25 protein-coding genes are annotated in these 24506 nt (G+C 42.6%); 19 read left to right on the top strand and 6 right to left on the bottom strand.

Features of this window, described 5'->3' with window-relative positions; genetic code table 11:
- Complete coding sequence (gene yunB / locus BT105_RS02375; RefSeq protein WP_242940068.1) at window positions 1–582, bottom strand: sporulation protein YunB; 582 nt, start codon at window positions 580–582, stop codon at window positions 1–3.
- Between the two features lie 191 nt (window positions 583–773).
- Here yunB and BT105_RS02370 point away from each other — a divergent pair, with 191 nt between their 5' ends.
- The 13 genes from BT105_RS02370 to BT105_RS02310 all read left to right on the top strand — a co-directional run bounded on the left by BT105_RS02370 (window position 774) and on the right by BT105_RS02310 (window position 13421).
- The gene (locus BT105_RS02370; protein WP_081367762.1) at window positions 774–3344 is read left to right on the top strand and encodes a translation factor GTPase family protein; all 2571 of its coding nucleotides are present in this window, start codon (window positions 774–776) and stop codon (window positions 3342–3344) included.
- A 224-nt stretch (window positions 3345–3568) separates the two neighbouring features.
- On the top strand, window positions 3569–4966 hold the full coding sequence (locus tag BT105_RS02365; protein WP_072299221.1) for a pyruvate carboxylase subunit B: 1398 nt from the start codon (window positions 3569–3571) through the stop codon (window positions 4964–4966).
- Between the two features lie 12 nt (window positions 4967–4978).
- Entirely contained in the window at window positions 4979–5368 is a 390-nt protein-coding gene (locus BT105_RS02360; protein ID WP_072299220.1) for an OadG family transporter subunit, read from the top strand.
- Between the two features lie 2 nt (window positions 5369–5370).
- Window positions 5371–5772 (top strand): biotin/lipoyl-containing protein, encoded by a 402-nt coding sequence (locus BT105_RS02355; RefSeq protein ID WP_072299219.1) that lies wholly within the window; start codon window positions 5371–5373, stop codon window positions 5770–5772.
- 12 nt (window positions 5773–5784) lie between these two features.
- The gene (locus BT105_RS02350; protein ID WP_072299218.1) at window positions 5785–7005 is read left to right on the top strand and encodes a sodium ion-translocating decarboxylase subunit beta; all 1221 of its coding nucleotides are present in this window, start codon (window positions 5785–5787) and stop codon (window positions 7003–7005) included.
- A 195-nt stretch (window positions 7006–7200) separates the two neighbouring features.
- Window positions 7201–8421 carry a phosphoglycerate kinase gene (locus BT105_RS02345; RefSeq protein WP_072299217.1) on the top strand — a complete coding sequence of 407 codons (1221 nt, stop codon included), beginning with the start codon at window positions 7201–7203 and terminating at the stop codon, window positions 8419–8421.
- A 129-nt stretch (window positions 8422–8550) separates the two neighbouring features.
- On the top strand, window positions 8551–8772 hold the full coding sequence (locus BT105_RS02340) for a hypothetical protein (protein ID WP_072299216.1): 222 nt from the start codon (window positions 8551–8553) through the stop codon (window positions 8770–8772).
- Between the two features lie 18 nt (window positions 8773–8790).
- Complete coding sequence (gene tpiA, locus BT105_RS02335; protein WP_024859683.1) at window positions 8791–9567, top strand: triose-phosphate isomerase; 777 nt, start codon at window positions 8791–8793, stop codon at window positions 9565–9567.
- A gap of 60 nt (window positions 9568–9627) precedes the next feature.
- On the top strand, window positions 9628–11148 hold the full coding sequence (gene gpmI, locus BT105_RS02330) for a 2,3-bisphosphoglycerate-independent phosphoglycerate mutase (RefSeq protein ID WP_072299215.1): 1521 nt from the start codon (window positions 9628–9630) through the stop codon (window positions 11146–11148).
- Window positions 11149–11261: 113 nt separating this feature from the next.
- Window positions 11262–12299 carry an FAD:protein FMN transferase gene (locus BT105_RS02325; RefSeq protein WP_072299214.1) on the top strand — a complete coding sequence of 346 codons (1038 nt, stop codon included), beginning with the start codon at window positions 11262–11264 and terminating at the stop codon, window positions 12297–12299.
- Window positions 12292–12648: a NusG domain II-containing protein gene (locus BT105_RS02320; RefSeq protein ID WP_072299213.1), complete on the top strand. Its 357-nt coding sequence runs from the start codon at window positions 12292–12294 to the stop codon at window positions 12646–12648. The genes BT105_RS02325 and BT105_RS02320 overlap by 8 nt, the downstream gene beginning before the upstream one ends.
- 1 nt (window position 12649) lies before the next feature.
- Entirely contained in the window at window positions 12650–13150 is a 501-nt protein-coding gene (locus tag BT105_RS02315) for a Gx transporter family protein (protein ID WP_072299212.1), read from the top strand.
- 43 nt (window positions 13151–13193) lie between these two features.
- Window positions 13194–13421 (top strand): hypothetical protein, encoded by a 228-nt coding sequence (locus BT105_RS02310; RefSeq protein ID WP_072299211.1) that lies wholly within the window; start codon window positions 13194–13196, stop codon window positions 13419–13421.
- Between the two features lie 27 nt (window positions 13422–13448).
- On the opposite strand, the gene BT105_RS02305 is transcribed toward BT105_RS02310, so the two are convergent.
- Entirely contained in the window at window positions 13449–13964 is a 516-nt protein-coding gene (locus BT105_RS02305; protein WP_072299210.1) for a cob(I)yrinic acid a,c-diamide adenosyltransferase, read from the bottom strand.
- Between the two features lie 119 nt (window positions 13965–14083).
- Here BT105_RS02305 and BT105_RS02300 point away from each other — a divergent pair, with 119 nt between their 5' ends.
- The 3 genes from BT105_RS02300 to BT105_RS02290 all read left to right on the top strand — a co-directional run bounded on the left by BT105_RS02300 (window position 14084) and on the right by BT105_RS02290 (window position 18583).
- Window positions 14084–14872: an HAD-IIB family hydrolase gene (locus BT105_RS02300; RefSeq protein WP_072299209.1), complete on the top strand. Its 789-nt coding sequence runs from the start codon at window positions 14084–14086 to the stop codon at window positions 14870–14872.
- Between the two features lie 184 nt (window positions 14873–15056).
- Window positions 15057–16274, top strand: a complete 1218-nt coding sequence (locus BT105_RS02295) for a 6-phosphofructokinase (protein ID WP_072299326.1) — start codon at window positions 15057–15059, stop codon at window positions 16272–16274.
- Window positions 16275–16486: 212 nt separating this feature from the next.
- Window positions 16487–18583: a glutamine synthetase III family protein gene (locus tag BT105_RS02290; protein ID WP_072299208.1), complete on the top strand. Its 2097-nt coding sequence runs from the start codon at window positions 16487–16489 to the stop codon at window positions 18581–18583.
- A gap of 44 nt (window positions 18584–18627) precedes the next feature.
- On the opposite strand, the gene BT105_RS02285 is transcribed toward BT105_RS02290, so the two are convergent.
- The 4 genes from BT105_RS02285 to BT105_RS02270 all read right to left on the bottom strand — a co-directional run bounded on the left by BT105_RS02285 (window position 18628) and on the right by BT105_RS02270 (window position 21908).
- A complete protein-coding gene (locus BT105_RS02285; protein WP_072299207.1) occupies window positions 18628–20169 on the bottom strand; it encodes a hypothetical protein in 1542 nt (513 codons plus the stop codon).
- Window positions 20159–20692: an RNA polymerase sigma factor gene (locus BT105_RS02280; RefSeq protein WP_081367761.1), complete on the bottom strand. Its 534-nt coding sequence runs from the start codon at window positions 20690–20692 to the stop codon at window positions 20159–20161. The genes BT105_RS02285 and BT105_RS02280 overlap by 11 nt, the downstream gene beginning before the upstream one ends.
- A gap of 66 nt (window positions 20693–20758) precedes the next feature.
- Entirely contained in the window at window positions 20759–21646 is an 888-nt protein-coding gene (locus BT105_RS02275) for a radical SAM protein (protein ID WP_081367760.1), read from the bottom strand.
- On the bottom strand, window positions 21636–21908 hold the full coding sequence (locus BT105_RS02270; protein WP_072299204.1) for a hypothetical protein: 273 nt from the start codon (window positions 21906–21908) through the stop codon (window positions 21636–21638). Before BT105_RS02270 ends, BT105_RS02275 begins: the two co-directional genes overlap by 11 nt.
- Before the next feature lie 172 nt (window positions 21909–22080).
- On the opposite strand from BT105_RS02270, the gene proC reads away from it, so the two are divergent.
- The 3 genes from proC to BT105_RS02255 all read left to right on the top strand — a co-directional run bounded on the left by proC (window position 22081) and on the right by BT105_RS02255 (window position 24461).
- Window positions 22081–22881, top strand: coding sequence for a pyrroline-5-carboxylate reductase (gene proC, locus BT105_RS02265; RefSeq protein WP_072299203.1), 801 nt, complete (start codon window positions 22081–22083; stop codon window positions 22879–22881).
- Between the two features lie 107 nt (window positions 22882–22988).
- Window positions 22989–23519, top strand: coding sequence for a hypothetical protein (locus tag BT105_RS02260; RefSeq protein WP_143186524.1), 531 nt, complete (start codon window positions 22989–22991; stop codon window positions 23517–23519).
- An 18-nt stretch (window positions 23520–23537) separates the two neighbouring features.
- The gene (locus BT105_RS02255) at window positions 23538–24461 is read left to right on the top strand and encodes a YesL family protein (protein WP_072299201.1); all 924 of its coding nucleotides are present in this window, start codon (window positions 23538–23540) and stop codon (window positions 24459–24461) included.
- Window positions 24462–24506 lie beyond the last annotated feature (45 nt).

The following is a 24506-nucleotide window of genomic DNA, read 5'->3' as shown; positions in this document are numbered from 1 at the left end:
TTATCCGACATTGTACGGTGAAATGTCAGGAACATTGCCGACTATGACATTTTCAGCGAGAACAAATTCATATTCTGTATTCGTATCAAAGCTGTACAGCGGTACTGAAGATGACATTTTTACGGATATAAGTGCCGATATTCTGTGACAGGTCTGATTCAGTCCTGCGCTTGAAAAGTCATTTTTGATCCTTATCTGTGCCGAACCCACTGGGGAGACCTTGATATTGATTTTCGGACCTTTTCCCGCTAAAATATTAGAATCCATAAGAGAACCTATCGGGATATCAGTGGCTTTTCCGCTTAATTTTTCAATTTTTTTATTTATCAATATACCAAGCTCCGCTTGCACTTTGTTGATATTATAAGGAACCGTTTCGATTGCTGATACTTTTTTCTCATCATCATATAAAACGGCTGCAAAATCGCTGTATGTAAATCTGTTTGCTTCAAGATAATCCGAAACAGTTGTTTCAATGACCTGAGCGGCTGTTTTCTGAGCAAAATGCTCTGCCTGCAATTCAGCAACAGGTTTGATGCATTTTTCTGTTTTTATAAGTGCAATGAGCACTATAGTTGACACTGACAGTAAAAATAGAAATGCTGTGCAGTGCGATCTGTTTGACTTTTTTCGATATCGCATAATTCACCTTTTTATGATATTATTTGTTGATATTATATTCGCTGATATGTATTTATGTGATAAATACTATTATTAAATGGACAAAACCTGTTTTTTATGATAGAATACTTTTATAAATGCGAGGTGATACGATGAAAAAGATAACTGTCGGCATAACAGCTCATGTCGATTCGGGAAAGACCACTCTTGCCGAAGCAATGCTCTATAAATCGGGAAGCATCCGAAATCTTGGCCGCGTTGACAGCGGAAATACTGCTCTTGACACTAATTCTATCGAGCGTGAGCGCGGTATTACTATTTTTTCGGCACAGGCTGAGCTTTTTACAAATGATTCACGTATCACACTCCTTGACACCCCCGGACACGTTGATTTTCTTGCCGAGACGGAGCGTACAATGTGCGTCCTTGATTACGCTATACTGGTTATAAGCGGCACAGACGGCGTACAAAGCCATACCTCGACATTATGGAATATGCTGAGAAAGTACGAAGTTCCTGTTTTTATCTTCGTAAACAAAATGGATCTTATAGGAGCTGATCAAAGCTTTGTAATTAACGATCTCAGGAATCGTTTATCTCAGAACATCGTTGATTTTACAGGAGATTTCGGTGATATAGCCGAAAATGTCTCTCTTTGCAGTGAAGAGATCATGAATAAATATCTTGAAAGCGGTACAGTAGATAAAAACGACATAATACAGGCTATAACCGAAAGACGTATCTTTCCGTGTTTCTTTGGTTCTGCGCTGAAAATGCAGGGAGTTGACGAATTTCTGTCTGTACTCGATGAATTTACCTGTGAGAGACAGTATAAAAGCGATTTCGGAGCAAAAATATATAAAATTTCCTATGATCCCAAAGGCAGTCGTCTTACTCACATGAAGATAACAGGCGGCTCGCTGAAAATGAGAGACGAGCTCTGTTACTTAGATAGTGATGAAATCGAGCAGAAGAGTAAGATAAGCTCCATACGCTTTTACACAGGCGAAAAATTCAGAACGGCGGATAATGCAGAAGCAGGAGAAATATGTGCGGTAACAGGACTTATCGGAACATACGCAGGGCAGGGAATAGGTTCCGAGCATAATTCTCACGATGTATTATTTGAGCCTGTAATGACATACCGTGTTATTTATCCCAAGGATAAGAACGCTTTTGATGTGCTAAAAGAAATGAGACTGCTCGAAGACGAAGATCCGCAGTTACATATCTGCTGGAATGAGCAGAACAGGGATATCCATATCCAGATAATGGGTGCTGTACAGCTGGAAGTCCTTGTTAAGCTCATTTCGGAGCGTTTCGGATATACAGTTTCATTTGAAAACGGAGCAGTTACTTATAAGGAAACAATAAAAGCTACTGTAGAGGGTGTTGGACACTATGAGCCGCTGCGTCATTACGCCGAAGCTCATATACTTCTTGAGCCAATGCCAAGAGGGAGCGGTGTGAGCTTTGATACTGTATGCTCCGAGGACGAGCTTGACCGAAACTGGCAGAGACTTATTCTGACGCATCTTTCCGAAAAAACACACATCGGCGTTCTGACAGGTTCTCCTATAACAGATATGAAGCTCACACTTGTGGCAGGAAAGGCACATCTCAAACATACCGAGGGAGGAGACTTCCGACAGGCTACTTATCGTGCAGTAAGACAGGGACTTCGTCTTGCGGAGTCGGTATTGCTCGAACCGTATTACGATTATGAGATAGAACTTCCCACCGAAAATGTTGGCAAGGCAATAGCTGATCTACAGCATATGTGCGCTGAATTTGAAGCTCCCGAAAGTCACGGTGAAATGTCCATTATCCGCGGAAATGCTCCTGTTTCCGAAATAAACGATTATCGCTCGGAGCTTATTGCCTATACTCACGGAAATGGAAATATCTCATTTACTCTCAGCGGCTATAAGGAATGTCATAATACTGATGATGTTATTGCTAAAATCGGCTATGACTCTGACAGTGATATTGAAAACAGCGCTGATTCTATTTTTTGCTCTCACGGTGCAGGCTATGTCGTGAAGTGGGACGAGGTGTATGAGCATATGCACCTGCCGCTCTCTATAAGCAATGATGAAGAGAACGAAAATGAGGAGCAAAGAAGTGTAAAAGCCGCTAAATTCATTGAAAAAGCCGTAAGTGACGAAGAATTGATGGCTATATTTGAAATGACCTACGGCAAGATAAACAGAGATCCTGTAAGAGCTTTCAAGAAGACAAAGGCTGTTTCGATCGAAGATAAAAAGGTGAGACTTCCACAGTACGAAGGACCTGATTATCTGCTTGTTGACGGCTATAATATAATTTTTGCATGGGACGATCTTAAAAAGATTGCCGAAGAAAATCTTGACGCCGCAAGAGCCGAGCTTATACACAAGATGTGTAACTATCAGGGATACAACGGAAGTGAGCTTATACTTGTTTTTGACGCTTACCGCGTTAAAGGCAAGCACCGCGATGTCGAGAAGTACTGCAATATAAACATCGTTTACACAAAAGAATCTGAGACAGCCGATTCATACATTGAAAAAGTGAGCCACGAACTTTCAAAGAAGCACAGAGTTCGCGTTGCGACTTCTGACGGACTTGAACAGATGATAATTCTCGGCAACGGAGCAATGAGAATATCGGCAACTGAATTCAGAAAGCGTGTTGAAGCTGCTGAAAGTGCAATAAAAGAGTACATTGATACAATAAAATAGCAATAAAAGACTTGCTTCAGGCAGGTCTTTTTATTTATGTAAACGTATATTTTGTTTAAATAAAAAAATAATTATAAATTTGAAAAAAGTAGTGGAAATTTGTTTTTCACTGTGATATAATAAATTTTGATTGGGGTTTTTGCAGGGTATGCAATTGATCCCGTGGTTTATTATCTATATAATTTTTTTCTGCTATGCAGAGTTATTTTTGAGGAGGCTTGTACATGAAAAAAGTGCAACTGACAGAAACCGTTTTGCGTGACGCCAATCAGTCATTGATGGCAACACGTCTGCCTTATTCGGATTATGAGGGTATCCTCTCCGATATGGACAAGGCAGGATATTACTCTATCGAGTGCTGGGGCGGAGCTACCTTTGACTCTTGTCTCCGTTATCTCGGTGAGGATCCATGGGAGAGACTTCGCAATCTCAGAAAGAATCTTCCCAACAGCAGACTCCAGATGCTTCTCAGAGGTCAGAACCTTCTGGGCTATAAGCACTACCACGACGACGTTGTAGAGAAGTTCATTGAACTCTCTATCAAGAACGGTATCGATGTTATCCGTATTTTTGACGCACTTAATGATTTCAGAAATATCGAGACAGCACTGAATGCTACTAAGAAGTATGCAACAGAAAAGACTATTGCTTCAGGCTGTATTTCCTACACACAGAGCCCTGTACATACTGTTGACAAGTACATTGAAATGTGTAAGGAGCTCAAGACAATGGGCTTCGACACGATCTGTCTTAAAGATATGGCAGGTACAATGTCTCCATACGAGGCAGAGCACCTCATCAAGGGCATCAAGGACGCTATCGGCGATATGACTCTTATTCTCCATACTCACTGCACAACAGGTATGGCTTACATGACTCTCACCAAGGCTATCGAGTCAGGCATTGACGTTATCGATACAGCTACATCATGTTTCTCTGGCGGTACATCACAGCCTGCAACCGAGACAATGTTCTATGCTCTCAGTCAGTATGGTATCGAGTCAGGTCTCAACGAAGACATTATCAATAAGGTAAACGATTACTTCAAGCCTATCAAGCAGAAGTACATTGACAACGGTCAGCTCAATCCAAAGAGCCTTGGAACAGACGCTCAGGCTCTTGTATATAAGGTTCCTGGCGGTATGCTTTCAAACATGATCGCTAACCTTACAGATATGCACGCTATGGATAAGTTTGACGATGCTCTCGCTGAAATTCCAAAGGTAAGAGCTGACATGGGTTATCCTCCGCTGGTTACACCTCTTTCACAGATGGTCGGAAATCAGGCTGTAACAAATGTACTTGTTGGTGAAAGATACAAGAACATCTCCAAGGAGATAAAGAATTACATCAAGGGCGAGTACGGCAATCCTCCTGCACCTATCGCACAGGAGCTTGTCGAGAAGGTTCTTGGCGACAGCGAGGCTGTTGACTGCCGTATCGAGGATCAGAAGCGTACAGGCGAAGAATTCGCAGCAGCAAGAGAAGCTCTCGGCGATCTCTGCCGCAGCGAGGAAGATGTAATGAGCTACATCTGCTATCCTGACCAGACGATCAAGTTCCTGAACGACCGCAAGGCAAAGGAAGAAAACGAAGCTGTTTACACTATCGAGGAAATGTAAGGAGGCAGAGGTATGTTTGATAATATGCTTATTTCTGCCGCAGCTGAAACAGCTGATGAGCTTTCCATCGGCGATGCTGCCATAACCGCCATTTTTGGTTATGCAGTTGTTTTTGCAGGTCTTGTTATCCTGATGATCGTTCTCTATATCACAGGAGCTATTTTCAAGTCAAAAGATGCAAAAGCCAAGGCTGCTGCCGAAGCTGCTGCTAAAAAGGCTGCTCCTGCTGAGCCTGTGGCAGAAACAAAGGCTGAACTTCCGCTTGCACCGGGTTCAGCAGGTCATGTCAAGCTCTTTGACGTTCCTGATAAGGAAGCTGCAATGATAATGGCAATTGTTGCCGACAAAATGCAGAAGCCGCTCAATGAGCTGCACTTTATTTCCATTAAGGAGGTCAAATAATCATGAAATATAAAGTTACACTTAACGGTAAGACATATGAAGTAGAAGTTGAACAGGGAAAAGCTGTTCTTCTCGATGAATATGAGGCACTCGCTCCTGCACAGGCAGCTCCTGCTGCACCTGTTGCCGCTGCTCCGACAGCAGCTCCCGCTCCTGCGGCTGCACCTGCTGCTCCTGTAAATCTCGCAGCAGGCGAGACTGTTACAGCTCCAATGCCCGGCAATATCCTCAGAGTTGACGTTGCACAGGGCGATACAGTAAAGGCTGGTCAGATCCTTATTATACTTGAGGCTATGAAAATGGAGAACGAGATCGTTGCTCCCAAGGACGGCACAGTAGCTCAGGTAGTTACAAGCAAGGGTTCAGTTGTAGATACTGGCGCACCTCTTGTTGTTATAGCATAAGGGGGACAGAAAATGGATATTCTCGAAACCCTTAAAACCCTTTGGGAAAGCTCGGGCTTCCACAGCTTTCTCATTGAGGGAGGCTGGAAAAACCTTATAATGATAGCTGTTTCCTGCGTCCTTCTTTATCTCGGTATCAAAAAGAAGTTTGAACCGCTTCTTCTCGTTGGTATCGCATTCGGCTGTCTCCTTGTAAATCTTTCATACTTTACAGCAGGAGACACCTCTGACGCACTTTACCATGTAAATCTGTGGGATAACTTCCTTAACCCTGAACACGCGGATTATCACAGCTACGGAGCTATAATGGCTCACGGCGGACTTCTTGATATCCTTTACATAGGCGTTAAGGCTGGTATCTATCCTTCGCTGATATTCCTCGGCGTTGGCGCTATGACAGACTTTGGTCCGCTTATTTCCAATCCTAAGAGCCTTCTCCTCGGCGCAGCTGCTCAGATGGGCGTATTCCTTGCATTCTTCGGAGCTGTATGCCTTGGATTTACAGGAAATGAAGCTGCTTCTATCGGTATCATCGGCGGTGCCGACGGTCCTACAGCTATCTTCCTTACAACAAGACTGGCTCCTCATCTTCTCGGACCTATCGCTATAGCAGCATACTCCTATATGGCTCTTATCCCGATGATACAGCCGCCTCTCATGAAGCTCCTTACAACCAAGAAGGAGAGAGAGGTAAAAATGGAGCAGACTCGAGTTGTATCAAAGACAGAGAAGATAATCTTCCCTATAATTGTTGCAATGTTCGTTATCCTGCTTCTTCCTTCAACAGCTCCTCTCGTTGGCTGCCTTATGCTGGGTAACCTCTGGAGAGAGTGCGGAGTTACAGAGAGACTTTCCGATACAGTTCAGAACGCTCTTATGAACATCGTAACAGTATTCCTCGGAATCTCAGTTGGTGCTACAACTGCTGCTGACAGATTCCTCTCACTGGAAACTATCAAGATCGTTGTTCTCGGACTTACAGCATTCTGCTTCTCAACAGTCGGCGGACTTCTTGTTGGTAAGATCATGTACGCTGTAACAGGCGGCAAGATCAATCCGCTTATCGGTTCGGCAGGCGTTTCTGCTGTACCTATGGCTGCCCGTGTATCACAGATGGAAGGTCAGAAGGCAAATCCTTCAAACTTCCTGCTCATGCACGCTATGGGACCAAACGTAGCAGGCGTTATCGGTTCTGCTATCGCAGCAGGATTCCTGCTTGCAGTATTCAAGTAATACGAAATGCCCTGTTGGATAAAACAGGGCATTTTTCATAAAATTGCTCGGTCACAAAAAATTTTCATGTTTGACAAGAAAAATATTACGGAAAAGCTTGCAAAATATTTCAAAATAGTGTAAAATAGAAATGTACGTTGTTAATAATATAACAACAGCTAAGAATGAATTTTATTACGAAAGGATGTCATACCCATGGCAGGATTAAACAAGGTTACTGTAGAAGACATTAACGTTAAGGGCAGAAAGGTTCTCGTAAGAGTTGATTTCAACGTTCCTATGAAGGACGGCGTTATCACAAACGATAACAGAATCCAGGCTGCACTCCCAACTATCAATAAGCTCGTTGAGAATGGCGCAAAGGTAGTTCTTTGCTCACACCTCGGCAAGCCAAAGAACGGTCCTGAGGCTAAGTTCTCACTCGCTCCCGCAGCTAAGAGACTCGGCGAACTCGTTAAGACAAACGTAATTTTCGCAGCTGACGATACAGTTGTAGGCGAGAACGCTAAGAAGGCTGTAGCAGCTATGAAGGACGGAGAGATAGTTGTTCTTGAGAATACACGTTTCCGCGGCGATGAGGAGACAAAGAACGGCGAGCAGTTCTCAAAGGAGCTTGCTGATCTTGTCGACGGCGAAGTATTCGTTATGGACGCTTTCGGTTCTGCACACAGAGCTCATGCTTCAACAGCAGGCGTTACAAAGTTCGTTAAGGAGACAGCTGTTGGTTACCTCATGCAGAAGGAGATCCAGTATCTCGGTAATGCAGTAGAGGTTCCTGAGAGACCTTTCGTTGCTATCCTCGGCGGTGCTAAGGTAGCTGACAAGCTCAACGTTATCTCTAACCTCCTTGAGAAGTGTGATACACTTATCATCGGCGGCGGTATGGCTTACACATTTATAAAGGCACAGGGCGGCTCTATCGGTAAGTCACTGGTTGACGAAGAGAAGCTTGACTACTGTAAGGAAATGCTTGCTAAGGCTGAAAAGCTCGGCAAGAAGATCCTTCTTCCTGTTGACACAGCTGTTGCAGCTTCATTCCCTGATCCAATCGACGCAGAGATCAGCGTAGAGTACGTTGACGCAGACAAGATCCCTGCTGATAAGATGGGACTTGATATCGGACCAAAGACAGCTGCTATCTTTGCTGAGGCTGCTAAGTCTGCTAAGACAGTTGTTTGGAACGGACCTATGGGTGTATTTGAGAACCCAACACTCAAGAAGGGTACAGTTGCAGTTTGCGAGGCTCTTGCACAGGCTGACGCTACAACAATCATCGGCGGCGGCGATTCAGCTACAGCAGCTATCCAGCTCGGTTTTGCTGACAAGATGAGCCACATCTCAACAGGCGGCGGTGCTTCACTGGAATACCTTGAGGGTAAGGTACTCCCAGGCGTTGCAGCTATTGCTGAAAAGTAATTTTATAATCAATAGGGCGGGTAGAGATATTCGCCCTTGATTGCTATTTGATAAAGTGAATGATCCTACAGAATATAATGCTTTTTGTTTGTATTATTCGCTTTATTTTCAAATCAAGAGGAAATTATCATGAAAAATTGTAATTGCAATTGTAAATTTACAGAGGAAGTCAAGAACAGTTCCACGGCAGTATGGCTGTTTGCTGTATGCAGCTTTCTTGCAGGTATCATCGTTGGATTTTTCCTTTCTCCAATAAAAAAAGGAGTAAAGATAGGCTGCAATAACGGCAATACTACTTACGAGAAGGAAACAGAAGCACTTCCTTATTATGATGATGAAGTAAAATTTTGATCAAAGGAGTTAATTAACATGAACAAGTCATTAAGAAAGGCTATTATCGCAGGAAACTGGAAGATGAACAAGACACGCCCCGAGGCTAAAGCACTTCTCGAGGCTATCAAGCCCCTCGTTGCTAACGCTGAAGGCAAGATCGAGGTCATCGCATGTGTTCCTTTCACAAACCTTGAAACAGCTATCAACACAACAGCAGGCAGCAACGTAAAAATCGGTGCTGAGAACGTTCACTTCGAGAAGAGCGGCGCTTTCACAGGCGAGATCTCTGCTGATATGCTCACAGAGCTTGGCGTTGAGTATGTTGTTATTGGTCACAGCGAGAGAAGACAGTACTTCGGTGAGACAGACGAGACTGTAAACAAGAGAACTATCGCTGCTCTTGAGGCTGGTCTCAAGCCTATCGTTTGTGTTGGCGAGCTCAAGTGGGAGCGCGAATGCAATATCACTGAGGAAGTTATCGCTCGTCAGATCAAGCTCGACCTCTGGTCACTCACTGCTGAGCAGGTAAAGAACGTGGTTATCGCTTACGAGCCTGTATGGGCTATCGGTACAGGTCTTACAGCTACTCCCGACCAGGCTGAGGAGGTTTGCGGATTCATCCGTGCACAGCTTGCTAAGCTCTTCGATCAGGCAACTGCTGACGCTGTTACAATCCAGTACGGCGGTTCTATGAACGCTAAGAACGCAGCTGAGCTCCTTGCTAAGCCAAACATCGACGGTGGTCTTATCGGCGGTGCTTCACTCAAGGCTGAGGATTTCAACGTAATCGTTCAGGCAGCTGTAAACGGCTGATAAAACTTATAATTATGAGGGCGGATATCTTCCGCCCTTATGTATGAAAGGAAAATTAGAATGGCAAAGAAACCTGTAGCACTTATCATCATGGACGGCTTCGGCTACAATCCTGATAAATACGGCAACGCTATTGCTGCCGCAAAGAAGCCAAACATTGACAAGTATATGGCAGAGTGCCCGAATACTATCATCGGCGCAAGCGGACTTGATGTTGGTCTGCCTGACGGACAGATGGGCAACTCTGAGGTAGGTCACACCAATATCGGTGCAGGCCGCATCGTATATCAGATGCTCGTTAAGATATCAAAGGATATCAAGGACGGCACTTTCTATAATAACAAGGCTATTCTCGACGCTATGAACAACTGTAAGGCAAAGGGCAGTGCACTTCACCTTATGGGACTTCTCTCACCGGGCGGCGTTCACAGCCACATGGAGCATATGTACGGCATCGTTGAAATGGCTAAGAAGAATGGTCTTGACAAGGTTTATATCCACGCATTCCTTGACGGACGTGATGTTCCTCCGTCATCTGCTGCCGAGTATATGGAAGAGGCGGTTGCAGAGCTCAAAAAGATCGGTCTTGGCAAGATAGCTACTATCTCAGGTCGTTTCTACGCTATGGACAGAGACAACGCATGGGACAGAGTTGAAAAGGCTTATGCAGCTCTCGTTTACGGCGAAGGTGTTAAGGAATCCGATCCTGTTCAGGCTATAAAGAATTCCTATGCTAACGAAGTTACTGATGAGTTTATGCTGCCAACAGTAATTGAGGGCGGCGCTCAGATAAAGGCTGATGACAGCGTTATCTTCTTCAACTTCCGTCCTGACAGAGCAAGACAGATCACACGTTCATTCGTTGATCCTGAGTTCAGCGGCTTTGAGAGAAGAAACGGCTTCTTCAATGTCAACTTTGTATGCATGGCTCAGTATGACGCTACAATGCCTAATGTATCAGTAGCTTATCCGCCTGAGCAGCTCACCATGACAATGGGTGAGTACCTTGCAAAGCTCGGTAAAACACAGCTTCGTATTGCTGAGACACAGAAATACGCTCACGTTACATTCTTCTTTAACGGCGGCGAGGAAAAGCAGTTCGAGGGCGAGGACAGAATACTTATCAAGTCTCCTGACGTTCCCACATTTGACCTTAAGCCTGAAATGAGTGCTTATGAAGTATGCGACGCTGTATGCGAGGCTATCGACTCTGATAAGTATGATGTAATTATACTTAACTATGCAAACTGCGACATGGTTGGTCATACAGGAATCTTTGACGCTGCTGTAAAGGCTGTTGAGGCTACTGATACCTGCGTAGGACGTATGGTAGACAAGATACTTGCAAAGGGCGGCGCAGCTCTTATCACAGCCGATCACGGTAATGCCGACAAAATGATGGAGCCTGACGGAAGTCCGTTCACAGCTCATACAACAAATCCTGTTCCTCTTATCGCTGTAGGCGTTGAGGGCAAGCTTATCGAAGGCGGCGTACTTGCAGACCTTGCACCTACAATGCTCGATATCATGGGAGTTCCACAGCCTGCTGAAATGACAGGTAAGAGTCTCCTCAAGAAGTAATATTAAAAGCGGATCATATGATCCGCTTTTTTGTTGCACTTGGTTTACTAAAATGGTTGCAAATGCTAACAAGATGTGTTATAATTAGCACAGTTTTGATTAGGAGAACATCTATGTCTTTGAGAAAAAATCTTGTTTTCACAGTAATTGCCGCTGTTTCGATCCTTTGCGGCTGCGCAGATAAAACAAACAATGATAAGAATATTGCAGTAACACGCGATGTATTTGCAATGGATACATATATGAATCTGAAAGCTTATGGCAAAAACGCCGAACCTGCTCTTGAAGAAGCTGAAAAGCGTATCCATGAGCTTGAAAATGAGCTTTCAGCGACTTCGGAACAAAGCGATATATGGAAGATAAACCATTCAAGCGGAGAAGAAACTGCTGTCAGCCGTGATACAGCCGCATTAATTGATAAAGCATTAGAAATAGGGAATAGCACTCACGGAGCTCTTGATATTACGATTTTTCCAGTTTTAAAGGAATGGGGCTTCACAACAGAGAAATATCATATCCCTGATGAGAACAAGCTAAAAAGTCTGCTTGAAAACGTTGATTACAGGCAAATAAAACTGAATGATAAGACTGTTTCTATTCCCGAGAAATCCGAAATCGACCTTGGAGCTCTTGCAAAAGGCTACACAGGCGACGAAATAATGGAGGTATTCAAGTCGCACAGCATTGATTCTGCTATAGTAAGCCTTGGCGGCAATGTACAGGCACTTGGAAGCAAGCCCGACGGAACAAACTGGAAAGTAGCAGTCCGCGATCCGTTTTCTCCTGAAAATGATATGTGCGTAGTGGAAATAAGTGACAAAGCAGTAATAACTTCGGGAAATTATGAGAGGTTCTTTACAGGAGATGACGGCAAAAGATACTGGCACATTATTGATCCTGCTGACGGCTATCCTGCGGATAACGGCTTTGTTTCCGTAACAGTCATAGGCGAAAACGGCCTGAACTGCGACTGCTTGTCAACTGCACTTTTTGTTGCAGGTATAGACGGATACAAGGATATTATGATGGACTATCCTAACTATGACTTTATTTTTGTTACTGACGATGAAAAAATTCTTTATACAGGTGGAATCAAGGATAAATTCCAGAACATCAGCTCAATGAGTGCCGAGGTGATAGATATTGACTAAGAGTATAAAGCTTTTGATAGCAGCAATAGCGTTGATTTTCATTGCGTCGGTAATAGCAATAATTCTCGGTACAAAAAAACCGGACAGCACCTGCGTAGAGGTAGTTCAGAATAATAAAATAATATACAGATTTGACCTGTCTCAGGAAGAAAACAGGACTTTCCGAGTAGAATTCGCTGACGGCGGCTGGAATGATATAAAAATAGAAAACGACGAAATATCAATAATCGACGCAGATTGTCCTGATAAGACCTGCGTAAAGACAGGCGTTCTGCGTTCTGAAAGTATTCCGATAGTGTGTCTGCCGCATAAGCTCGTTATCAGATTTGCAGATAAGGAGAACGAATAGTATGAAAGCAAAAAAATTAGCCAGACTGGCACTTTTGACCGCTGTTGCTCTCATAATATTCATTATAGAACTGCAGATTCCGAATATTATCCCGATACCCGGCGTAAAGCTTGGACTTGCCAATATTGTCACAGTTTATGCTGTATATAAGTACTCAGCTAAGGAAACAGCAGCAATTGTAATTATAAGAGTAGTTCTTGGCTCGATTTTTGGCGGAAATATCGCCGCTATCATGTACAGTATGGCAGGAGCCTTGCTGTGCCTTGCAGGTATGCTTCTTATCAAGCGTATCGTACCGATGAATTTTATTTGGCTTAGCAGCATTTTAGGCGCGATACTGCATAACACCGGACAAATGATAGCTGCAGTTCTTGTAATGCGTTCATTTGCAGTCATTTCTGTTTATCCGTTTTTGATAGTTTCAGGCTGTATTGCAGGCGCTTTCACAGGATTATGTGCACAGTTCCTTATAAAAAGAGGAAGCCTTGAAAAAACAGATTGAAAAATCCCTCAATATGTGATATAATACATTAGAGGTGAAAAAAATGAATCCAATGAATCTGATAAAGCTGAAATCTCTTCTCGATAGATTTAAAGAAAACCACCCAAAGGTTCCGCTTTTTTTCAAAGCTGCCGTTGGTTCTGTGCGAGAGGGAAGTATTATAGAGATCAAGGTGATACCTCCCGAGGGGGACAGCAAGACCATAATAACTAATCTGAAGGTAAATTCCGAAGACATAGCTTTATTTGAAGAGCTTAAAGAAATGACATAAAAACTGCCGCATGATAGCGGCAGTTTTTTAATATTCAATACCTTTTCTTGCTGAAATACCCTTTGTATAAGGGTGCTTTACAGCTGACATTTCAGTGAGATAATCGGCAGTTTTTTTTAATTTTTCATTCGGAGCACGACCTGTCATTACAACTTCACACTTATCAAGCATATTATCTATAAAATAATCGGCAAATTCTATATCAATAAGCTTTTTATTGTATGCGTCAACGAACTCGTCGAGAACAAGGAGCTTAACATCGCCTTTTTCAAGTAATTCAGCCGCTTTTCTGAGCATTTCAGTATGCTGCTTCGTTATTTCATCAAGCTCCTGTTCATTCATTGAAAAAGTGAATTTATTACATTTATCGCAGCAAAACACTTCGATATTACCTATATTTTTAAGAATTGTTATCTCTGAAGAACTGCCGTTTTTCAAAAACTGAAAAAAGCCGACTTTCATATCTGCACCAACTGCTCGTACAGCCAAACCTACAGCGGCAGTAGTTTTTCCTTTCCCGTTGCCATAGTAAATGTGGAGCATATCTCATCACCTCGAATACATTATATCATTTTACAGTATTATTTGCAACTCCGAAATTTCTTGACATTGCCTTTATTTCGTAATATAATGTTTATTGTTAATGAATAAGGAGTGTTTTTATGCGTTCAATAATATTTTTCGATATCGACGGGACTCTTGTAACCGAGGACGCAAGAGCAATAATTCCCCAAAGCACCCGTGAAGCTATAAAGCTTACTCGTCAGAAAGGCAATCTAACGTTTATTAATTCGGGCAGAACTGCTTTCAATATCAGTCCGCGAGTTAAGGAATTGGGATTTGACGGTTACATCTGCGGCTGCGGAACATATATAGAATACGGCGGAGAAGTGCTTTTTTCAAGAACTATCCCACAGGAAGAGTGCAGAAATATAGCAGAACTAATGAGAAAATGCAGGGTTACACCTGTTTATGAGCACTCAGAGGGCTATTTTTTCGATGATAAAGCTCCGATAGCCGATGGCCTGAAAGAGTTTATGGAAGTATTTGTGGATTCGGGAATAGACATCAGCGGTAGGGTAGAGGACAACGATTTTGGATTTGATAAATTCGTAATTTGGACAACTCAGGATAGTGATATGGAGCTTTTCAGACGCGAAATAGGAAAGAATTTCTCGATAATTGATCGGGGGGGCGGATTTTACGAAAACGTTCCGCTTGGCTACTCAAAGGCTACAGGTATAGAAATGGTACTGAAAAAGCTTGGAATATCAATTGATAACGCATATGCAATAGGAGACAGCGCCAACGACCTGCCAATGCTTGAAGCGGTTCCGAACAGTATTGCTATGGGCGGAGCCGAGAATATTTATCCATATGTTTCGTACATAACATCTCCTATTGAAGAGGACGGAATAAAAAACGCATTGTTGCATTTTGATTTGATATAACCGATCGTATATATGTTGTGCAAAAATTGCTGCATTTTTCAAATATTGCGCTTTGATGTTACTGTTTTTTGGATTTTATACTTATTGAAAAATACTATTCATCATGATATAATATAATTGAAGCCGTATGGCTAATATTATGGGAGGGACAGCTTAGCATATTTTGCTGAGCTAATATGTGAATATGAATATTGCAGTTGCACAGTCAGGAGGTCCGACCTGCGCTATAAATGCTTCATTGGCAGGCGTTTTCAACGCAGGAAAAAAATCAGGCAAGATAAACAAGATATTTGGCGTTCTAAATGGCATAGAGGGTATCATTAATGACCAAATGGTTGATCTGTCCGAAAAGATCGACAGCGATGTAAGCTATCAGCTGCTTCTCAGAACACCGTCAGCAGTACTTGGATCATGCAGAAAAAAGCTTCCGAGCTATACAGAAAGCACTGAGATCTACGAAAAGATAACAGCAGTGCTTCGCTGGCGCGATATAGGCATATTTTTCTATATCGGCGGTAATGATTCCATGGACACTGTTGCCAAGTATTCGGAGTATCTTCGTGCATACAATATTGATGATATAAAAATAATCGGTATTCCTAAAACAATAGACAACGACCTTTGCGAAACAGACCATTCACCGGGATTCGGTTCAGCCGCTAAGTATGTTGCTGCTACTGTTCAGGAGATAACCCGTGACAGTAATGTTTACAGTATACCGTCAGTAACTATAATCGAAACTATGGGACGTCACGCAGGCTGGCTTGCTGCCGCTTCATGCTGTATCAGAGCAAACGGCGAGAGCGCTCCTCATCTGGTATATCTTCCTGAAGCTGTGTTCAGTATCGAAGGTTTCCTCAGAGATGTCAAGGAACAGATGAAGAAGCACCGTGCAGTTATTGTTGTTGTATCTGAGGGAGTAAAAACTGCTGAGGGCAAGTTCGCCGCCGAGGAATATCAGTCAGGTCAGAAGGACGTTTTCGGTCACAGCTATCTCGCAGGAATCGGCAAGTTCCTTGAAAAGCTTGTAGGTGCTGAGATAGGCTGCAAGGTTCGTTCTATTGAACTCAATGTTATGCAGAGATGCAGCTCGCATATTGCTTCGCTGGAGGATATTCAGTCCGCAGAGGCTATAGGTATGGCAGCTGTAAATGCAGGACTTGAGGGCAAATCAGGCTGTATGATGACTTTTGTAAGAGAATCAAATATGCCCTACAGCTACAGGATAGATACTGTAGACGCAGCAAAGGCAGCAAATACAGAAAAGTTCTTTCCGCGTGAGTGGATCAACGAGGAGGGAAACAACGTTCTTCCGCCTGCATATGACTACCTTATGCCGCTTATACAGGGCGAACTCCACGCAATTATGAAGAACGGTATGCCTCTTAACTTTGTAATATAACGAATTATCCTCGGATTGCTCCGAGGATTTTTTATGTTAGCATGGCAAAATATACTTTTTTTAACATCAGCGTACATATATTTTGTATCAAGAAGAAAAAGTATATCCCTCGAGTTCATGTTATATTGACAAATTGACGTCATAGTGGTATAATTGAAAAATATAATGGAGTATTGTATTTAGGAGCGGATATGCTCTGAGGAGGAAAGAATATGTCAGTTAATATCCCCGAGATTTTTGCCTGCAACGTCTTTAACGAGGAAGTAATGAAAACAAGACTTCCAAAGAATGTCTATAAGGCACTTAAGAGAACAATGCAGAACAACGAGCCCCTTGCTGATATGGAAACAGCAGATGTTGTTGCCAATACTATCAAGGAATGGGCTATAGAAAGAGGCGCTACTCACTACACACACTGGTTCCAGCCAATGACAGGCTCTACAGCCGAAAAGCATGACTGCTTTATAAATCCTGCCCCTAACGGTATGGCTATCATGGAGTTCTCAGGCAAAGCTCTCGTAAAGGGCGAACCTGACGCTTCATCATTCCCGTCAGGCGGACTCAGAAGAACAAGCTCAGCAAGAGGATATACAGCATGGGATCCTACTTCCTACTGCTTCGTAAAAGAGGGAAGTCTCTATATCCCAACAGTATTCGTATCATACACAGGCGAAGTCCTTGATAAGAAAACTCCGCTTCTTCGGTCAATGCAGGCTCTCAGCAAGACAGCTGTCCGTTTCTTAAAGCTTTTCGGAAACGACAGAGTTACAAGAGTAACATCAACTGTAGGCGCAGAGCAGGAATATTTCCTAATAGACAAGGAAAAGTTCGACCAGCGTGAGGATCTTATCCTTACAGGAAGAACACTTTTCGGTGCAAAGCCGCCAAAGGGACAGGATCTTGACGATCAGTACTTTGCAAATCTCCGTCCGAGAGTTGCGGCTTATATGGCTGACCTTGACGAAGAACTCTGGAAACTTGGTATCTACTCAAAGACAAAGCACAATGAGGTAGCTCCTGCACAGCACGAAATGGCTCCTATTTTCACTACATCTAATCTCGGTACAGACCAGAACGAGCTTGCTATGGAAGTTATGGAAAAGGTAGCTCTCAGACATGGTCTTGTATGCCTTCTCCACGAGAAGCCTTTCGAGGGTGTAAACGGCTCAGGTAAGCACAATAACTGGTCTATGTCCACAAACGACGGTCAGAATCTTCTCGATCCCGGCGATACTCCAATGGATAATCTCCAGTTCCTCACAATACTCTGCGCTCTTATCAAGGGCGTTGACGAATACGCTGACCTTATGAGACTGTCAGCTGCTTCAGCAGGCAACGACCACAGACTCGGTGCTGATGAAGCTCCGCCTGCTATCGTTTCAATGTTCCTCGGTGAAGAGCTTGAAGCTGTATTACAGGCTATCGAGGACGACGGCGAGTACAAGACAAAGACACGTACATTCAAAATAGGTGTTGACGCTCTTCCGTCTTTCCCTAAGGATTCTACAGACAGAAACAGAACTTCACCATTTGCATTCACAGGTAACAGATTTGAGTTCAGAATGGTTGGTTCTTCCGATAATATTGCTTGTCCGAATGTACTTCTCAACACTATCATGTGCGAGGAGCTCAGCCAGTTCACTGAGATACTTGAGCCGTTCAAGGGCAAGGATAACTTTGATGCAGAGGTAAGAAAGCTCCTCAAGAGCGTTATCAAAGATCACAGAAGGATAATCTTCAACGGCGACGGCTACTCTGCCGAGTGGGTCAAGGAAGCAGAGAAAAGGGGACTTCCGAACTATGCTTCAACTGTTGACTGTATGCCTCACTACACAGATGAAAAGAATATCCGCATATTCCGCAAGTTTGAGATATACAATCAGAACGAGGTAGCTGCAAGAACCGAGATACACCTTGAAAAGTACTCCAAGACTGTACGTATCGAGGCTCGTACAATGGTCGAAATGGCAAGAAAGCAGCTTCTTCCTGCAACTATGGAACACGTTCAGAGTCTCTGTGAAGCTATTGCAACAAAGAAGCAGATAGGCTTTACCTGCAACACAGATGAGAAGATAGCCAAGAAGCTCAATGAGCTTGCTGACCGCTTCTACGATTCAATAGAGCGTCTCGAAGCTCGTATCACTGAAGCAAATGCAGTCAAGGAGATACAGGCTCAGGCTGAATTCTTCCACGACAAGGTGCTTGCTGAAATGGATATCATGAGAAGCATTGCAGACGAGATAGAGCTTAATATGCCTGCTTCAAAGTGGCCAATCCCGGCTTATTCCGAGATCATTTACAACGTATAATTATAAAAGAAAGGCGATACACACTGATGTATCGCCTTTTGATATTATTTGATATCCTTTACAGGTAATATCGGGTATTTTTCCGAGTTCTTATAGTATGAATGATTCATCGCATGACCTGTATAGTCTACATACAGATCATCAAGGTCATCTGCATCAGCGACAAGCGATATCCTTACATGAGTTTCGCCGCCTGCCGGGATATTTATAGCGTTTTTACCCGATTTATTATCTGATTCAAGTGATAAAAAGTCCTCGCAGGCAAGCTTACTGTGATTCAGAAGCATTTTATCTGTATTGCTTGCTTTAACACGCCAGTTGCAGTCCCATTGGGGAGCTATGATCAGACTTGGGAATATATTGCAGCCGACCTTACAGTTTTCGAGATCCTCACATATATCTTCGTCCCCGACGTTTTTATATGTCAAATCGAGAACTATAACTTTCTTTTGTGTCTTTACAGTATCTGTAATTTCATCAATAGTATTTATACCGTCTCCGACAGTACCGTAGTAATAGGTTTCATATATCTTGCCGTCTTCGCCAAGAAATTCGCTGTAATCCGCATCCCAGCCGCAGCCGTCAGTTGTTATACCGTCGAAATTATCCTGAACCCACGCGTCATTAACAGTTATTTCGATATTATTTCCGTCTTCACGCTCGTCCTTGACTGTATCACCAACGCTTACTATAGTAAAGTCGTCAATACTCTTTCCGCTTGTTGCAGGCTGAACGTTATTGTTGCCGGCAGATTCTTCTCTGTTGAACCATATACCTGCTGCCTGTTCCTCAGACGGAACAAGCTTAGCACCGTCAATAACACTGCGGGCGTCATCGTCTGAGATATCATCGGTAAGGTACAGTTGAAGCATAAAGTTTGTTCCCTTGAAATGAATCCACACAACTCGTCCGAATGAATTTGTGTCTTCTGCCCCTAAGTACATATTTTCCTGACGGTAGAATATATAAGCTGTCTTTTCATCATTGGATACATCGTCAAGCTTTACTATACTGCCCACTTTTTCGATCATAGGTGTAGCCGCTGATACACGGTATTTAATAGGAGTAATGCCTCCGCCTGTTCCTACAACATACTTGAAGTCGTGTTCTCTCATATAAGTTCCTTCAGGCAGAAATGTGTACTCAACATCATAGTTCTGCTCGTCGCTTGCTTCTTCATCAGTAGGGGTAAATTTAAGGATATACTGATATTCGCCGTTCTTTTCAAGCTGGAGTACACCTTTTGTTTCGTCTTCGGCTTCTGTAGGTTCTTCGGGAGTTATAACTGTCTGAGTTGCAATTTCTTCCTCGTTCTCAACCTCAGCCATAGGTGACGAAGTGGGAATTACTCTTGAGATAGCATATATCGATATAGGAGCGCCTATAACAACGGCTGCCGCAGCCGCTACCATGCCGATATATCGCCTTTTAATATGATTTGTTGTCTTTTTCATAATATTTCCTTTCTGTATGTCCTCCCTGCGAAGTTCATACCTCACGGAGAAATCATGCTTTTTGTCTGATGAAAAGGCTTCATCAACTATTTTGTCCCATTCTTTTTCGGAAGGTATACCTTTATTTCTCATTGTTGATCTCTCCTTTCGATTTCAAGCGCTTTTTCGTACGTTCAAAACGCTTTCGTACATTTGCTTCGGTGAGGGATAATTTATCCGCAACTTCCTTCCATGACAGTTCCTCGATACATCTAAGAGTAACGATCTTTCTATCAGTCTCGCCCAGTACGCCCAATATCTCGTTAATTGAACCGTTATCAGAATATTGCTGAGCTTTATCGGCGACTTGCAAGGCATCGTCAATGGAGATTTCCTCGCTGTACCGACGTTTATTCCTGCGATAGATGTTTATGGAAGTGCTTTTTATGACCTTAACGATATACGCCTTTGTCTTTTCGCTGTGACAGTCACCGAGTTTTCCTATCTTGTGCATGATACGGATAAAAGCCTCTGAGACAGCGTCCTCGGCAAGTCCCACGTCATGCAGAACAGCATATGCTATCCTGTACATGGGCTGCTCGTATATTTCATAAAGCTTTTTCAGCTTTTCAGATTCGTCATAAGTCATTTTATCACCTCGATTGAAACGTTTCATAACATATAACACATTTGAAACGCTATTTGTGACACAAAAATTAAAAAAGCTCCGTATTGGAGCTTTTTATATTCCCGAAAGGTCAAAATCGGGCACATATTCCTGTGAAGCAGAGCTTTTTTGCTGAGTAAAGCCGTTGATACCAAGCTCAGCTGCAAGATTCACAACGCTGTTGTATTCCATTTTCGTAACGCGGCGTTTTAGCTCGGGATATTCATCAGAGATAAATTCAAAAGGCGTATACTGGTTCATTATACTTGCAAGTACATTTTTGGGAGACGTATTTTCAGCTATCCACCTGATTATTTCCATGGAATCATGTCTGTGAGAGGGGAGTACCATATGACGTATTACAGTGCCTTTCAAAAGACCGCCTTCGTCGTTGAATTTAAGTTCTCCTGTCTGCTTTATCATTGCAAGCGCTGCCGCCGAAGCTCTTTCAAAATAATCAGGAGCATTGGAGTACTTTGCTGATATTTCTGAGGAAAAGTATTTCATATCCGGCAGATAGATATCTATATATCCGTCGAGCATTTCGATAGTTTTTACTGATTCATAGCCGCCGCAGTTGTAGACTACAGGTATGGTCAGTTTATTTTTTGCCATATCAAGAGCTTTTATAATATTCGGAACGAAATGTGTCGGAGTAACAAGGTCAATATTATCTGCTCCCATGTCCTGCAATCGCAGAAAAATTTCGCTTAATTTCTCGTCAGATATCTCTTTTCCGAAAAGCTCATTGCTTATTTTATTGTTCTGACAGAAACAACAATGCAGATTGCAGCCTGAAAAGAAAACAGTTCCTGCGCCGTTTTTATAGGAAATACAAGGTTCCTCCCATTTGTGCAGTGAAGCTCTTGCGACTACAGCTTTATCTCCAGCACCGCAGAAACCTTTTTCCTTTGTCCTGTCAGTTCCGCATTCTCTCGGACAAAGCTTGCATTCATAATTCATATTCATCTTCCTTATATTCCCTGAAATCAAAGTTTTCAGAGGTAGCAGTGCTGTTTAGCAGTTCCTTTGCGCTTATATTGTTATTTATGCAATACATAGCCGCAGAAGCAAGAAAAATGCTCTTAGACATCCTGTTCTTTTTACAAAAATCAGTTATAAGCCTGTCCTCGTATATACTTGCCCTGCATGAAAGACTTTTATAATAGATAACACTGTTGGAATAGCGTGTTATTTTGTTGTTTTTGGGTTTCTTTCTGTCCATTTTTGTTCCCTCCGCCGACTGAATAATCTAATTTTATCACCCTAATTATAAAAAGTCAATAAACGCCGCAAAAAAACGCCGCTAATCATTGAATAACGCAAAAAATACACTTGCTTTTTTGTACAAAGTGATGTATAATAAATAGTGCATTATTACATAAGGAGCTATAGCTATGATGAATATAGGTTTTATCGGTGCAGGAAACATGGGCACCGCAATAATGAAAGGAATCTCAACAAGCACTCTCGAAGCTGAGGTAAAGCTTTTCGCATTTGATCCATGCACAGAAAAGCTTGCTGCTCTTGCTGAATACGGAGTAAACGGCTGCTCTTCCGAAAAGGAGATAATGGAGAATTGCAAATATGTTTTTCTTGCAGTTAAGCCACAGATAATCGAGGGCGTACTTGAGGCAATATCCGCACACACAACAAAAGACACTGTTATAATCTCTATCGCCGCTGGTATCGGCGACGAATTTATCGCAAAGAAAACTATTCCCGACGCAAAGGTAGTTCTTGTAATGCCTAACACTCCTCTCCTTTTAGGCGAGGGCGCTTCTGCACTTTCAAGAAACGAGCGTGTTACAGATGAAGAATTTGATGTCGTTCTCAACATCTTCAAGATATGCGGTAAGGCAGCAGTTATCTCAAAGGATAAAATGAAGGAGATAATCGCTATTAACGGCAGCAGCCCTGCATTTATTTATCTCTTCGCAAAGGGCTTCATTGATTACGCAGCTTCAGTTGGTATCGACAAGGCGGCAGCTGAAGAGCTTTTCACACAGAGTCTTATCGGTTCAGCAAAGATGATAACCGATTCAGGCTATTCGATCGACGAACTCATAAAAATGGTATCCTCACCGGGAGGAACTACTCTTGCAGGTCTTGACAGACTTTACGAGGGCAATCTTACAGATGTAGTAAAGAATTGCTGCGAAAGCTGTACAAAGAGAGCATACGAGCTTTCAAAATAAGTCTAAAATAATTATCATGCGCATATATTTCTGTGAAAGGAATGATGTGCATGAAACAAATAAGTACGTTCAACAATAAAAAAGACGGGACAAGTCTGCTTTTTTACATGATATTTATTATCATAGGCATTGCAATAGGCGCATTTATTGCGGGCAAAGGACAGTTTTCGGCTTCTGTTTGGATAAATCAGATGCTTTTTACGCAGTCCTTTTCGTGGAGGGCTTCACTGCATGCTTTTATATCGCTGCTTCTGTTTTTAGGTGCAGCCTATCTTGCAGGATTATTTGCATTCGGACGAGCCTGCGGACTTGCTCTGCTCATATACAGAGGGATAGGTATAGGCGTGTCGGCAGCAATGATGTATGTTGTTTACGGCAAAGGCGCTGTGCTGTCTGTTGTTTTCACTTTTTTGCCAAGAGCTGCCGCTGCTGCGTTTATTGCCGCAGTATCAGTAAGGGAATCCGTTCGGAATTCAAGGGCTATCCTTGCTTTCTGCACCAATAAATACGACAGCAGCGAAAACAGTATAAGTTTCAAGCTGTATTGTCTCAGATTTATCGTACTTATTATTTTTTCAATATTTATTTCTGCGGCTGACGGAGCTATATTGCATCTCTACAGTTCTTTCCGCAGATAGAAATCGGAGGAATTTCAATTGGGCATTTTTTTCAAGGATTATGTCAGCGCAGGCTCGGGTATAGCCAAAAACGCTCCTAAAAAGAAAGGAGCTGCACTTTTTTTTGACATACTTGGCAGAAAATTCTGGAAACTTCTGGCACTTAATTTTATCTATATGTTATTTTTCCTGCCATTTCTGCTGATATTATTTGCACTGGCAATATTCAAGAACAATTATAATGGCTTTGTAATATCCACAGTCGCTTTATTGGTGATTTTCGCAGTTCTCATCGGACCTGCTACAGCAGGAATGACCAAGGTAATAAAGGCGTTTGTAATCGAAAAGCACACATTTATATGGCGTGACTTCTGGGACGCATTCAAAAACAACTTCAAAAATGCCGCTATAGTCGGCTTTATCGACTGTCTTGTACTTGCGTCAGCATTTGCGTCATTTCAGGTCTATCCTGCAATCGCTATCCAAACAGGGTCTAAGATAATGTATGTACCTATGGTTATTGCATTCAGTTTGTTCCTCGTTATCTTGATAATGAATTATTACATCTTCCCGATGATGATTGCGACAACATTATCTCTGAAAAATCTGTTGAAGAACTCATTTGCCCTCGCTTTTGTAGCATTGAAGCAGAATTTCATTATATTTATCGTTTCATTGCTGACACTTGCGATTATGGGAGTGTTCTTGTTCTTCGTATTCCCTGTATTCATGCTTCTGCTGCCATTTTTTCCAGCAGCATTCCTGTGTCTGTTCAGCTGCTTTATCAGCTATCCTGTGATACAGAAATATGTTATTAATCCATATTACACAAGCATAGGCGAGATAAACCCCGAGCTTATTGACGATACTCCCGACGAAGACGAGCGTATCTTCGAGGACATGGGCGGCAAGGAAAAGCCTATTGAAAAGCGAGCAAAAGGCAAGGGAAAAAGAATATCCTAAAAATAATCGGCACTTTTTGTGCCGATTTTATTTTTTGTGTGATAT

It is taken from the genome of Ruminococcus flavefaciens (assembly GCF_900119075.1).
GTDB lineage: Bacteria > Bacillota > Clostridia > Oscillospirales > Ruminococcaceae > Ruminococcus > Ruminococcus flavefaciens_Q.
Note: the sequence above shows the minus strand (reverse complement) of the source record. Positions and strands in the feature narration are given on the sequence as shown.